The following is a 12449-nucleotide window of genomic DNA, read 5'->3' on the forward strand; positions in this document are numbered from 1 at the left end:
TCTTTTTTTGCGCTACCAAATGTTGCACTGCAAACCCCCTTGTCCCGCCCGGGACAAATTGACACGCCAAATGGGTTTGAAGTCTCTACAATAAAAACGCACGATCGTTCTTTTTCACTTTCCAAGGAACAACAGCACCATGACCGCTGAATACAAAGTCCACGGCTCCGTTGCCGTGATCTCCATGGCCAACCCTCCCGTCAACGGACTCGGTCTGGCGACCCGCCAGGGCATCGTGGACGGCCTTGGCCGTGCCAATGCCGATGCAGCGGTCACGTCCATCGTGATCACCGGTGCCGGTGGTGCGTTTTCTGGCGGCGCCGACATCAAGGAGTTCGGCACCGACAAGTCGCTGCAAGAGCCCAACCTGCTGTCGGTGATTGCCGCCATCGAAAATTCGGCCAAGCCCGTCGTGGCCGCCATGCACAGCGTTGCCATGGGCGGCGGCCTGGAGCTGGCCCTGGGCTGCCACTACCGCATTGCAGCGCCTGGTTGCTCCATCGCACTGCCCGAAGTCAAGCTGGGCCTGATCCCCGGCGCAGGTGGTACGCAGCGCCTGCCGCGCGTGATCGGTGTTGAAGCCGCGCTCAACCTCATCGTGAGCGGCGAGCCCGTCAAGAGCGAAATGATTGGCGCCGTGCCCGGCCAGAAGCTGTTTGACAAGATGGCCGCGTCGGCCGAATCGCTGGCGGCAGAAGCCCTGGCATTCGCGCAAAGCGTGGCCGATGCTCGCCCGCTGCCCCTGGTGCGCAACTTTCCCTGCAAGCACCCCGAAGGCGATGCGTACTTCCAGTTCGCACGCAACATGGTCAAGGGCATGGCCAAGAACTTCCCCGCGCCCGCCAAGTGCGTGGACGCGGTCGAAGCTGCCACCAAGAAGAAGTTTGCCGAAGGCATGCTGGTCGAGCGCGAGATCTTCATCAACCTGATGTGGACGCCCGAGTCGCGCGCGCTGCGCCACCTGTTCATGGCAGAGCGTGCCGCCAGCAAGATCCCTGATGTGGCCTCCGACACCCCCAAGCGCGACATCAAGCTGGTGGGCGTGATTGGCGCGGGCACCATGGGCGGCGGCATCTCCATGAACTTCCTGAACGCGGGCATCCCCGTCAAGATCCTGGAAATGAAGCAGGAAGCCCTGGACCGTGGCGTGGCCACGATCAAGAAGAACTACGAAGCCCAGGTCAAGAAGGGCAAGCTCAAGCAGGACAAGTACGAGCAGCGCATGGCTCTGCTGAGCACCACGCTGAGCTACGACGACTTCAAGGACTGCGACCTGATCATCGAAGCCGTGTTCGAAGAAATGGGCGTCAAGGAAGCCGTGTTCAAGCAGCTCGACGCTGTGGCCAAGCCCGGCGCCATCCTGGCTTCCAACACCTCCACACTCGACGTGGACAAGATCGCTGCCTTCACCAAGCGTCCGCAGGACGTGGTGGGCATGCACTTCTTCAGCCCCGCCAACGTGATGAAGCTGCTGGAAGTGGTGCGCGGCAAGGAAACCGCCAAGGACGTGCTGGCCACCGTGATGGCCATCGGCAAGAAGATCAAGAAGACCTCCGTGGTCTCGGGCGTGTGCGATGGTTTCATCGGCAACCGCATGATCGAGCAGTACAGCCGCCAGGCCGGTTTTCTGCTGGACGAAGGCTGCACGCCCCAGCAGGTGGACAAGGCCATCGAGAAGTTCGGCTTTGCCATGGGCCCGTTCCGCATGGGAGACCTGGCCGGCAACGACATCGGCTGGGCCATCCGCAAGCGCCGCGCCACCGAGCGTGCCGACATGAAGTACAGCCGCACTGCCGACAAGCTGTGTGAACTGGGTCGCTTCGGCCAGAAGACCGGCGCAGGCTGGTACGACTACCAGGCCGGCAAGCGCGATGCGATCCCGAGCGACCTGGTCAACAAGATGATCGAAGACCACCGCAAGGAGCTGGGCATCACGCCGCGCAAGATTTCGGACGAAGAAATCGTGCAACGCCTGGTGTTCGCCCTGGTCAACGAAGGCGCGCACATCCTGGAAGACGGCATTGCCAGCAAGTCCGGCGACATCGACATGGTGTACCTGACCGGCTACGGCTTCCCCATCCACCGTGGCGGCCCCATGCACTACGCCAGCGAAGTGGGTCTGTTCAACGTGGTGCAGGCCATGGACCGTTTTGCCAAGAACCCGCTGGATGACGCAGCGTTCTGGAAGCCCGCTCCGCTGCTGGCCAAGCTGGCCGCCGAAGGCAAGGCCTTCCAGTAAGCCGCATCCACAGACACCGAATCAAAGGAATTCACATGACCTCCGCAGTGATTGTTTCCACCGCCCGCACGCCACTCGCCAAGAGCTGGAAGGGTTCGTTCAACATGACGCACGGCGCCACCCTGGGCGGCCATGCCGTGCAGCACGCCGTACAGCGCGCTGGCATCGACGGTGCTGACGTCGATGACGTCATCATGGGCTGCGCCACGCCCGAAGGCGCCACGGGCAGCAACATCGCGCGCCAGATCGCGCTGAAGGCCGGCCTGCCCATCACGGCATCGGGCGTCACCGTCAACCGTTTCTGCTCTTCGGGCCTGCAGACCATTGCCATGGCTGCCCAGCGCATCATCGCGGGCGAGGCCGATGTGTTTGTGGCTGGTGGTGTGGAAAGCATCTCCTGCGTGCAGCAAGAGATGAACCTGCACATGATCCAGGACCTGGCCCTGGCCAAGCAAAAGCCCGAGATCTACTGGAGCATGCTGCAGACCGCCGAACAAGTAGCCAAGCGCTACAACATCGGCCGCGAAGCCATGGACGAATACGGCGCTGGCAGCCAGCAAAAGGCTTGCGCTGCGCAGGCTGCCGGCCTGTTCGACGCCGAAATCGCTCCCATCACCGTGACGGCCGGTGTGGCCGACAAGACGCTGGGCCTGATCACCAAGCAAGTCACGGTGAGCAAGGACGAAGGCACCCGCGAAGGCACGACGGTGGAGGCCATCAGTGGCCTGCGCTCGGCATTGCCTGGTGGCCTGATCTCGGCGGGCAACGCCAGCCAGTTCAGTGACGGTGCTGGTGCCTGCGTGCTGACCAGCGAAGACTACGCCAGCAAGAAGGGCCTCAAGCCCCTGGGCCGTTTCCTCGGCTTTGCGGTGGCGGGTTGCGAGCCTGACGAAATGGGCATCGGCCCCGTGTTTGCCGTGCCCAAGGTGCTCAAGAAGTTGGGCCTCAAGGTCGAGGACATCGACCTGTGGGAGCTGAATGAAGCCTTTGCCGTGCAGGTGCTGTACTGCCGCGACAAGCTGGGCATCCCGGCCGATCGTCTGAACGTGAACGGCGGCGCTATCGCCCTGGGCCACCCCTATGGTGTGTCGGGCCAGCGCCTCACGGGCCACGCGCTCATCGAAGGCAAGCGCCGTGGCGCCAAGAAGGTGTGCGTGACCATGTGCATCGGCGGCGGCATGGGCGCAGCAGGCATTTTTGAAGTGTTCTGACCACTGCAGCGCCTGAGCAAGCCACCGCCCAGCGCACTGGCGGGGCCTCGCCCGAGGCCCGCACTGCGCAAGAGGGGGGCGTGCTGGGTGCTGCCGAAGGGTAGGCGGCCATGGGGTTCCCGTGTGACCGCCGGGAGGCATGTGACTGCGGCCCGGTGCCGTGATGGAGGAAGGGAAGGGCGGCAGGCTACAAATTGTTGCCTTGTGGAAATCGTCCGGTGCCTGCGGGCAGCGGTGGCGCGGGCAGAATCCGGCGCGGCCGCTGGCCTGCGCGGAGCTGATTCACGCTCCACTCCTTTCCTTCCCCAAACGGTACATCCCATGCGTTGCACGTCTTTCCTTCGTTTTTCTGCTGCACTGTCGGTGCTTGCCTTGGCCTGCGGTGCCCATGCCCAGAGCTTCAAGCTCCAGCTGCCGCTGGAGTCCGATCCGGACGTGGTACTGCAGGAAGTCGTGGTCGATGCCAAGCAGACCCGCGTCACGCTGCTGGTGAAGAACGGCACCAACGAGGCGTTCGAGGCCTGCGCGCAGCCCACGGGCTCGCCCGATGCGTTCACCCTCAAGGACCTGGGCAGCGGCACGGTGCTGCAGCAGCAGTCCATCAGCGGGCTAACGCTGTGCAATGTGAAGATGGATGTGGTCAAGCCCGGCCGCAGCAAGTTTCTCAAGATCACTTTCCCGCCGCTCCCTGCAGCTGCCACGCGCCTGCAGCTTGGAGAGGCCAGCTGCCAGCCCAGGCCCGATTCGGACATGGAGTTCTGGTGTTTCAAGAACATCGTGCTGCCCGCACGCTGACCTTCGCATCGCGCAGGAGGCCGGGTATGCAGCATCCAAGGAGACCTCATGACCCTGCGTTCCACGCTCGACTTCCTGCTCTACGACTGGCTTGATGCCCAGTCGCTCACCGTCCGCGAGCGCTTTGCGGACCATTCGCGCGAGACCTTCGATGCAGTGCTCGACACCTGCGAGCGCATCGCGCGCGAAAAGTACGCGCCCTTCAACCGCACCGTAGACACCGAGGAGCCGCATTTCGATGGCGAAAAGGTGATCCTGCCCCAGGCGACCTACGAGGCCCGCAAGGCCTATGCAGAATCCGGCCTGCTGTCGGCCGCGCAGGACTACGAGATCGGCGGCATGCAGCTGCCCTACGCGCTCGAAGCGGCGGCCAACAGCTTCTTCGCAGTGGCGTCGATCAGCATCGGCTCCAACCTGCTCACCTCGGGCAATGCCAACCTGCTGATGGCGCACGGCACGGCGTTGCAAAAAGAGGTGTTTGCACTCAATGAATTCAACGGCCGCTGGTCGGGCACCATGTGCCTGTCGGAGCCGCAGGCGGGCTCGTCGCTGTCGGACGTGGCCACGCGCGCCGTGCCCGATGGTGCCGACTTCGAATCCGACCCGCTGGGCCCGCGCTACCGCCTCACGGGCAACAAGATGTGGATCAGCTCGGGCGACCATGAGCTGACCGAGAACATCGTGCACCTGGTGCTGGCCAAGATCCCCGGGGCGGACGGCAAGCTGGTGCCGGGCACGCGCGGCATCTCGCTGTTCATCGTGCCCAAGAAGATGGTGGATGCGCAGGGCCAGTTGACCGGCGTGCGCAACGATGTGGCGCTGGCGGGCCTGAACCACAAGCTCGGCTGGCGCGGCACCACCAACACGCTGCTCAACTTTGGCGAAGGCAAGTTCCCGGTGGAGGGGCAGGCCGGCGCCGTGGGCTACCTGGTGGGCCAGCCGGGCAAGGGCCTGGCCTGCATGTTCCACATGATGAACGAGGCGCGCATCGGTATCGGCATGGCTGCCACCATGCTGGGCCTGGCGGGCTACTACGCCAGCCTGGACTACGCCAAGAACCGCCCCCAGGGCCGCCCGGTGCAGGGCCCCAAGGACGGCGCCGCGGCCGTGGTCAAGGACGCCGCGCAGCCCCAGGTGCGCATCATTGAGCACGCGGATGTCAAGCGCATGCTGCTGGCCCAGAAGTCGTATGGCGAAGGCGCGCTGGCGCTCAACCTGTTCTGCGCGAAGCTGGTGGATGAGCAGCACACGGGCGACGCGGCAGTGGCCGACGAGGCGCGGTTGCTGCTCGAAGTGCTTACCCCCATCGCCAAGAGCTGGCCCAGCGAGTTCTGCCTGGAGGCCAATTCGCTGGCCATCCAGATCCACGGCGGCTATGGCTACACGCGCGACTTTCCGGTGGAGCAGTACTGGCGCGACAACCGCCTGAACATGATCCACGAAGGCACGCACGGCATTCAGGCCATGGACCTGCTGGGCCGCAAGGTGCTGATGGAAGGCGGGCGTGGCCTGCAGCTGCTGGCCGGGCGCATCAACGCCACCATCGAGCGCGCGATCCAGGTGCCTGCGCTGGCCGCCCATGCCAACGCGCTGGGCGCCGCCCTGCAGCAGGTGGGCGCCGCCACCAAGGCCGCCTGGGCCACGGGCCAGCCGGCTGATGCGCTGGCCAATGCCGTGCCCTACATGCAGGCCTTTGGCCACACGGTGCTGGCCTGGGTGTGGCTGGACCTGGCCCTGGCCACGCTGGCCCAGGATGCCGCGCTGGCCCAGCCCGCGAGCGTCGGTCGCATGGGCGCGATGCGCTACTTCTTCCACTACGAGCTGCCGAAAATCGGCGCCTGGCTGCAGGTGGTGAGCACACGCGATGCGACCTGCGCCAGCTTTCCCGAGGATGCTTTCTGACCATGGCCGCACCCCATACGTTGCAGCGTCTGCACAAGCTGATCTGGGTACTGATCTATGGCGGCCTGCTCACGCTGGTGCTGGGCCTGGCCACAGAGCGCTCTGATGCCGCGCTGGGCTGGAGCATGGTGCTGGGCGGTGGCCTGGCGGCCGCTGTGGGCGTGGTGCTGATTGCCGTGCGCGCGCGCCTGAAGACAGACTGACCACGCCGCCCGGGCCAGGCCGACACGGGGGCGACACAATGGCCTCGCGTTGCGCCGCACAATCGGCGCTGGACACCAACGGGCGCCACGGGCGACCGATACCGAAAATAATCCGATACACCCAAGGAGACACCATGACACGCACCATCCAACAACTGTTTGACCTGACCGGCAAAACCGCCCTTGTGACGGGCGGCTCGCGCGGCCTGGGCCTGCAACTGGCCCACGCGTTGGGCGAGGCGGGCGCCAAGATCGTGCTCAGCTCGCGCAAGGCATCCGACCTGGAAGAAGCGGCTGCCGACCTGAAGGCCGCCGGCATCGAAGCCAGCTGGATCGCCGCTGACTGCGCCAAAGAAGACGATATTCGCCGCCTGGCCGACGAGACCTTGCAACGCCTGGGCCATGTGGACATCCTGGTCAACAACGCTGGTGCGGCCTGGGGCGCCCCGGCCGAGGACCACCCCGTGGACGCCTGGGACAAGGTGATGAACCTGAACGTGCGCGGCTATTTCATCCTCTCCCAGCACATCGCCAAGCACAGCATGATCGGCCGCCGCAGCGGCAGCATCATCAACGTGGCCTCCATCGCGGGCCTGGGCGGCAACCCCAAGGGCATGAACACCATCGCCTACAACACCTCCAAGGGCGCGGTGATCAACTTCACCCGCGCGCTGGCGGCCGAATGGGGCGCGTACAACATCCGTGTCAATGCGATCTGCCCCGGCTTCTTCCCCAGCAAGATGACGGTCGGCACCCTGAAGGCCATGGGCGAAGAGGCGCTGGCCGCACACGCGCCGCTGGGCCGCCTGGGCGACGACGAAGACCTGAAGGGCCTGTGCGCGCTGTACGCTTCGGATGCGGGCAAGCACATCACCGGCCAGTGGCTGGCGGTGGATGGGGGTGTGAGCATCGTTACGGGAGGGTGAACATCCCCCTGAGCGGCTGCGCCGCTTCCCCCTTCTCTCGAATCGCTGTGCGATTCGGGAAGGGGGACGACGCAATCGCTGCGGGGCGGCCCTTGCTCTGCGTCCCTCGCCTGGGCTGCGCCAGTTGCGACCTACTTTTCCAAAGGAACAAACCTTGATCAGTTTCGGTGTCGAAATCCCCTTTGTCAGCCACCTCGGCTTCACGCTGCACCGCATGGAGAAGGGCGAGTCCGAGCTGCGGTACGAGGCCAAGCCCGAGCACCTCAACTCGTTCGACGTGACCCACGGCGGCGCGTCGATGACGCTGCTGGATGTGACCATGGCCACCGCTGCGCGCAGCGAGACGCCGGACATGGGCGTGGTCACCATCGAGATGAAGACCAGCTTCATGCAACCCGCGCGCGGGCCGCTGGTGGCCAAGGGGCGGCTGATTCACCGCACCGCCACCATGGCGTTTACCGAGGGCACGGTGTACGACGCGCAGGGCCGCATCTGCAGCCACGCCACCGGCACGTTCAAGTACGTGCGGCGCCTGCCGGTGGACAACCGCAGCACCAACGGGCTCAAGGTGATTTCCACCGATTGAGCCCGTTTTTTTGAATAAAAATGGCCGTTTCCGCGCAATGGATAAGCGCTGATAGCTATTAAATTGATAGTGTTTTCACACTGAAGGAGCCTCCCATGCCACGCAATCAACAAATCGTTCTCGACAACCGCCCCCACGGCGAGGCCGTGGCCAGCAACTTCAAGCTGGTGGCGGTGGACACCCCCGCGCTCAAGGATGGCGAAGTGCTGGTGCGCCACCACTTCCTGAGCCTGGACCCCTACATGCGCGGCCGCATGAACGAGAGCAAGAGCTACGCCGCATCGCAGGCGCTGGGCGAAGTCATGATCGGCGGCACCGTGGGCGAGGTGGCCGAAAGCAACCACCCCAAGTACGCCGTGGGCGACAAGGTGGTGGGCATGGGCGGCTGGCAGGAATACAGCGTGGTCAATGCCGAGCAGCCCGGCGCGCTGCGCAAGGTCGATACCACCCATGTGCCGCTGTCGCACTACCTGGGCGCCGTGGGCATGCCGGGCGTGACGGCCTGGTATGGCCTGGTCAAGATCATCGCGCCCAAGGAGGGCGACACCGTGGTGGTGAGTGCCGCCACCGGCGCCGTGGGCAGCGCCTTTGCCGCGCTGGCCAAGGCCCGTGGTTGCCGTGCGGTGGGCATTGCGGGCGGTGCGGACAAGTGCAAGTACGCGGTGGACGAGCTGGGCTTTGACGCCTGCATCGACTACAAGGAGCACAGCGATGTGAAGGCCATGTCCAAGGCGCTCAAAGAAGCCTGCCCCAACGGCATTGATGGCTACTTCGAGAACGTGGGCGGCTGGATCATGGACGCCGTGATGCTGCGCATGAACGCCTTCAGCCGCATTGCCCTGTGCGGCATGATCGCGGGCTACGACGGCGCACCGCTGCCCATGGCCAACCCCGCGCTCATGCTCATCAACCGCATGAAGGTCGAAGGCTTCATCGTGAGCGAGCACATGGAAGTCTGGCCCGATGCGCTCAAGGAGCTGGGCACCCTGGTGGGCACGGGCAAGCTGCGTCCGCGCGAAACCATTGCGCAAGGCATCGCCGCCGCGCCCGAGGCCTTTCTCGGCCTGCTCAAGGGCAAGAACTTCGGCAAGCAACTGGTCAAGCTGGTATGAAGCCCCCCCTGAGCCGCTTCGCTTCTTCCCCCCCCAGGGGGGACGCCGCCAGTGCGGCGGGGCGGCCCTTGCACGGCGGCCCTGGCCTGGTTCGCGCCAGTTGCGCAGGCCTTGCTGAATGACCCTCTGCGAGGAATGCGCCAATGATGCTCCGTTGGGTTTGGGCCCGCTTCGACGATCTGGGCGTGCATGCGCTGCATGACGCCCTGGCGCTGCGCTGCAAGGTGTTCATCCTGGAGCAGGGCCCCTACCAGGACCCGGACGAGGCGGACAAGCAGTCCTACCACCTGCTGGGCTACGACGAGGCCGGGGTGGCGCAGGCCTGCCTGCGCGTGGTGGACCCGGGCGTGAACTACCCCGAGCCCTCCATCGGCCGCGTGGTCACTGCCCGGGAGGCGCGTGGCAATGGCACGGGCCGTGCGCTGATGCAGGAGGGCATTGCCCGCTGCAGCCAGGCATGGCCGGGCCGGGGCATCCGCATCAGTGCGCAGGCGCACCTGCAGGGCTTTTACGGCAGCCTGGGCTTTGAGGCTGTCTCTGACGAGTACCTGGAAGACGATATCCCCCACGTCGAAATGTTGAGACGCGCGGACTGACGGATTTCACCGCCCCGCGCACCCCGCTTGTGAAGGAGCCGACATGACCTTGCCGACCGTATCCCTGGCGCGTACCCATGATGTCTTCAACCAGAGCACGCCGTGGGCGGATGTGAACCTGTTCACCGCCAACCAGCCCTTGCGGGATGCGCTGCGTTTGCATGCCCCCGGCTTGCCGTTGGCGGGCCTCACGGCGCTGGGTGCCGAGATGGGTTCGGCCGAGATGCTGACCCACGCGCGTCTGGCCAACACCTACCAGCCCCAGCTGCGCACGCACGACCGCTTCGGCCACCGCACGGATGTGGTGGAGTTCCACCCCAGCTACCACGCGCTGATGGGCGCTGCGCTGCGCCATGGCCTGCACGCCACGCCCTGGTCGCGCCAGGACACGGGCCACGCGCATGTGGAGCGCGCGGCGGGCTTCATGCTGTTCACCGAAACCGAGCCCTCGGTGCTGTGCCCCGTGTCGATGAGCTACGCCGTCACACCCGCCTTGCGCGGCAATGCGGCCGTGTGGACGGACTGGAGCCAGGGCCTCGCGGCCACGCAGTACGACCCGCGCCTGGCGCTGTTCTCGCAGAAATCCGCGCTCACCATGGGCATGGGCATGACCGAGAAGCAGGGCGGATCGGACGTGCGCGCCAACACCACGCAGGCTGTGCCGGATGGCGACGATGCCTGGGGCGCGCGCTACCGCATCACCGGCCACAAGTGGTTCTTCTCGGCGCCCATGTGCGATGCGTTCCTGATCCTGGCGCAGGCGCCCGGCGGGCTCACCTGTTTCTTCCTGCCGCGTGTGTTGCCTGATGGTGGCGAAGGTGCGGTCAACACCATCCGCATCCAGCGCCTGAAAGACAAGCTGGGCAACCACGCCAACGCCAGCTCCGAGGTCGAGTTCATCGACGCGATGGCCTGGCGTGTGGGCGAGGAGGGCCGGGGCGTGGCGCAGATCCTGGAGATGGGCACCATGACGCGCCTGGACTGCGCCCTGGGCACCAGCGGCCTCATGCGCCAGGCGCTCAGCATTGCGCTGCACCACACGCGCCAGCGCTCGGCCTTTGGCAAGAAGCTCATCGAGCAACCGCTGATGCGCAATGTGCTGGCCGATCTTGCTCTTGAAAGTGAAGCGGCTACCGCACTGTCCATAAGGCTTGCGAGTGCGTTTGACAACAAAGACAAGAGTGAACATGAGGCCGTGATGGCCCGCCTGCTCACGCCCGTGGCCAAGTTCTGGGTGTGCAAACGCGGCAGCGTGTTTGCGCAAGAAGCCATGGAATGCCTGGGCGGCAACGGTTATGTGGAAGAGGGCGGCGAAGGCACCATGGCCCGCATCTACCGCGAGATGCCGCTCAATTCCATCTGGGAAGGCGCGGGCAACATCATGGCGCTGGACCTGCTGCGCGCCGTGCGCCGCGCCGACACTGCCGCGGCCCTGGCCGACGAACTGGCCCCCGCACGCGGCGCGCACCCGGCGCTGGACCGCATGGCCAGTGCGCTGCCCTTGCGTGTCGATGCGATGACGACGGAAGCCGAGGCCCGCCGCCTGGCGCAGGACGTGGCCCTGGCCGTGCAGGCCGCGCTGCTGTACCGCAGCGCGCCTGCCAGTGTGTTTGGCGCCTTCTGCGATTCGCGCCTGGGCGGCGACTGGGGCTACAGCTTCGGCACGCTGGGGGCGGGCGTGGACCTTGATCCCTTGCTGGACCGCGCCTTGCCCGCCTGACCCTATTATTTCGGAGACCCACGATGTCCCACCTCATCCTGCACCACTACCCCTCGTCCCCCTTCTCGGAAAAAATCCGCCTTGCACTGGGCTACAAACAACTGGCCTGGAAGTCCGTGATCATCCCCAGCATTGCGCCCAAGCCCGATGTGGTGGCGCTCACGGGCGGCTACCGCAAGACACCGTTTTTGCAGATCGGTGCCGACATCTATTGCGACTCGGCCCTGATTTGCGATGTGCTGGAGCACGAGCAGCCCGAGCCCGTGCTGTACCCGCCGCATCTGAAGGGGGTGGCGCGCGTGTTTGCGCAGTGGGCCGACAGCACGCTGTTCTGGGCCGCCATGGCCTACAACCTGCAGCCCAAGGGCGCCGCAGCCATGTTTGCCAACCTGCCGCCCGCTGCAGCGCAGGCCTTTGGTGAAGACCGCCGCGAGATGAGCGCAGGCATGCAGCGCCTGCGCCCGGCAGATGCCACTGCCGCCTACCGCTCGTACCTGCGCCGCATTGCGCACATGGCCGAAGAGCACGACTTTCTGTTTGGCGCTGAGCCATGCCTGGCCGACTTCGCGGCCTACCACCCGCTGTGGTTCACGCGCCAGTGTGTGCCCGTGATGGCCGACATCTTTGCCGCCACGCCCGCCGTGCTGGAGTGGATGGACCGCATGGCCGCCCTGGGCCACGGCCGCATGGAGAAGTTCAGTGCGCAGGACGCCATCACCGTGGCTGCCGGCATGGACCCGTTGCCTTTGGCGGACGATGTGTTCCAGGACGAACACGGCATCCCCCTGGGCACGCAGGTCGCCATCTCTGCCGAGAGCTTTGGCACCGAGCCCACCGAGGGCGAGCTGATCGCCGCCACCCGCACGCGCTACACGCTGCGCCGCACCGACCCGCGCGCGGGCACCGTGCATGTGCATTTCCCCCGCATCGGGTACGTGCTGCGGGCTGTGAAGGCCTGAACGGCGACGCTGCGCGACATCTTTGGCGGGGTGCTGCTAGCCAAACCTTTCCCGGTCACCCCACCTCCGCCCGTTCGGGCTGAGCCTGTCGAAGCCAGGGCGAGCCTCGCGAGCACCCTTCGACCAACTCAGGGCGAACGGTTGGGGTGGTGAGGACGACGGGGCCATGAAGACTCGGTGACCGCACGGATGCACAGACC

11 protein-coding genes are annotated in these 12449 nt (G+C 65.6%); all 11 read left to right on the forward strand.

The features are described 5' to 3' along the window. Positions 1-139 precede the first annotated feature (139 nt). The 11 genes from ACSQ3O_RS11325 to ACSQ3O_RS11375 all read left to right on the forward strand — a co-directional run bounded on the left by ACSQ3O_RS11325 (position 140) and on the right by ACSQ3O_RS11375 (position 12249). The gene (locus ACSQ3O_RS11325) at positions 140-2239 is read left to right on the forward strand and encodes a 3-hydroxyacyl-CoA dehydrogenase NAD-binding domain-containing protein (RefSeq protein WP_436138935.1); all 2100 of its coding nucleotides are present in this window, start codon (positions 140-142) and stop codon (positions 2237-2239) included. 35 nt (positions 2240-2274) lie between these two features. Beyond that, positions 2275-3450 (forward strand): acetyl-CoA C-acyltransferase, encoded by a 1176-nt coding sequence (locus tag ACSQ3O_RS11330; RefSeq protein WP_137746540.1) that lies wholly within the window; start codon positions 2275-2277, stop codon positions 3448-3450. 321 nt (positions 3451-3771) lie between these two features. After that, positions 3772-4245: a hypothetical protein gene (locus tag ACSQ3O_RS11335; protein WP_436138936.1), complete on the forward strand. Its 474-nt coding sequence runs from the start codon at positions 3772-3774 to the stop codon at positions 4243-4245. A gap of 48 nt (positions 4246-4293) precedes the next feature. Continuing rightward, the gene (locus tag ACSQ3O_RS11340; RefSeq protein ID WP_436138937.1) at positions 4294-6147 is read left to right on the forward strand and encodes an acyl-CoA dehydrogenase; all 1854 of its coding nucleotides are present in this window, start codon (positions 4294-4296) and stop codon (positions 6145-6147) included. A 2-nt stretch (positions 6148-6149) separates the two neighbouring features. Then, the gene (locus ACSQ3O_RS11345) at positions 6150-6350 is read left to right on the forward strand and encodes a hypothetical protein (protein WP_436138938.1); all 201 of its coding nucleotides are present in this window, start codon (positions 6150-6152) and stop codon (positions 6348-6350) included. Positions 6351-6484: 134 nt separating this feature from the next. Continuing rightward, on the forward strand, positions 6485-7276 hold the full coding sequence (locus tag ACSQ3O_RS11350) for an SDR family oxidoreductase (protein ID WP_298452153.1): 792 nt from the start codon (positions 6485-6487) through the stop codon (positions 7274-7276). A 154-nt stretch (positions 7277-7430) separates the two neighbouring features. Beyond that, on the forward strand, positions 7431-7862 hold the full coding sequence (locus ACSQ3O_RS11355) for a PaaI family thioesterase (protein WP_137746545.1): 432 nt from the start codon (positions 7431-7433) through the stop codon (positions 7860-7862). A 95-nt stretch (positions 7863-7957) separates the two neighbouring features. Further along, positions 7958-8974 carry an NADP-dependent oxidoreductase gene (locus tag ACSQ3O_RS11360; protein ID WP_436138939.1) on the forward strand — a complete coding sequence of 339 codons (1017 nt, stop codon included), beginning with the start codon at positions 7958-7960 and terminating at the stop codon, positions 8972-8974. Between the two features lie 143 nt (positions 8975-9117). Then, positions 9118-9570 carry a GNAT family N-acetyltransferase gene (locus ACSQ3O_RS11365; RefSeq protein ID WP_436138940.1) on the forward strand — a complete coding sequence of 151 codons (453 nt, stop codon included), beginning with the start codon at positions 9118-9120 and terminating at the stop codon, positions 9568-9570. 43 nt (positions 9571-9613) lie between these two features. Beyond that, positions 9614-11290 carry an isovaleryl-CoA dehydrogenase gene (locus ACSQ3O_RS11370; protein WP_436138941.1) on the forward strand — a complete coding sequence of 559 codons (1677 nt, stop codon included), beginning with the start codon at positions 9614-9616 and terminating at the stop codon, positions 11288-11290. Between the two features lie 23 nt (positions 11291-11313). Further along, on the forward strand, positions 11314-12249 hold the full coding sequence (locus tag ACSQ3O_RS11375) for a glutathione S-transferase family protein (RefSeq protein WP_436138942.1): 936 nt from the start codon (positions 11314-11316) through the stop codon (positions 12247-12249). Positions 12250-12449 lie beyond the last annotated feature (200 nt).

Origin of the sequence: Acidovorax sp. LjRoot74, from assembly GCF_964254355.1 — a bacterium.
In the GTDB taxonomy this organism is placed as follows: domain Bacteria; phylum Pseudomonadota; class Gammaproteobacteria; order Burkholderiales; family Burkholderiaceae_C; genus Acidovorax.

Excerpts from the sequence above, each read along its gene's own strand:
- ACSQ3O_RS11325 (WP_436138935.1), top strand. The coding sequence starts at position 140 with ATGACCGCTGAATACAAAGTCCACGGCTCCGTTGCCGTGATCTCCATG.
- ACSQ3O_RS11330 (WP_137746540.1), top strand. The coding sequence starts at position 2,275 with ATGACCTCCGCAGTGATTGTTTCCACCGCCCGCACGCCACTCGCCAAG.
- ACSQ3O_RS11335 (WP_436138936.1), top strand. The coding sequence starts at position 3,772 with ATGCGTTGCACGTCTTTCCTTCGTTTTTCTGCTGCACTGTCGGTGCTT.
- ACSQ3O_RS11340 (WP_436138937.1), top strand. The coding sequence starts at position 4,294 with ATGACCCTGCGTTCCACGCTCGACTTCCTGCTCTACGACTGGCTTGAT.
- ACSQ3O_RS11345 (WP_436138938.1), top strand. The coding sequence starts at position 6,150 with ATGGCCGCACCCCATACGTTGCAGCGTCTGCACAAGCTGATCTGGGTA.
- ACSQ3O_RS11350 (WP_298452153.1), top strand. The coding sequence starts at position 6,485 with ATGACACGCACCATCCAACAACTGTTTGACCTGACCGGCAAAACCGCC.
- ACSQ3O_RS11360 (WP_436138939.1), top strand. The coding sequence starts at position 7,958 with ATGCCACGCAATCAACAAATCGTTCTCGACAACCGCCCCCACGGCGAG.
- ACSQ3O_RS11365 (WP_436138940.1), top strand. The coding sequence starts at position 9,118 with ATGATGCTCCGTTGGGTTTGGGCCCGCTTCGACGATCTGGGCGTGCAT.
- ACSQ3O_RS11370 (WP_436138941.1), top strand. The coding sequence starts at position 9,614 with ATGACCTTGCCGACCGTATCCCTGGCGCGTACCCATGATGTCTTCAAC.
- ACSQ3O_RS11375 (WP_436138942.1), top strand. The coding sequence starts at position 11,314 with ATGTCCCACCTCATCCTGCACCACTACCCCTCGTCCCCCTTCTCGGAA.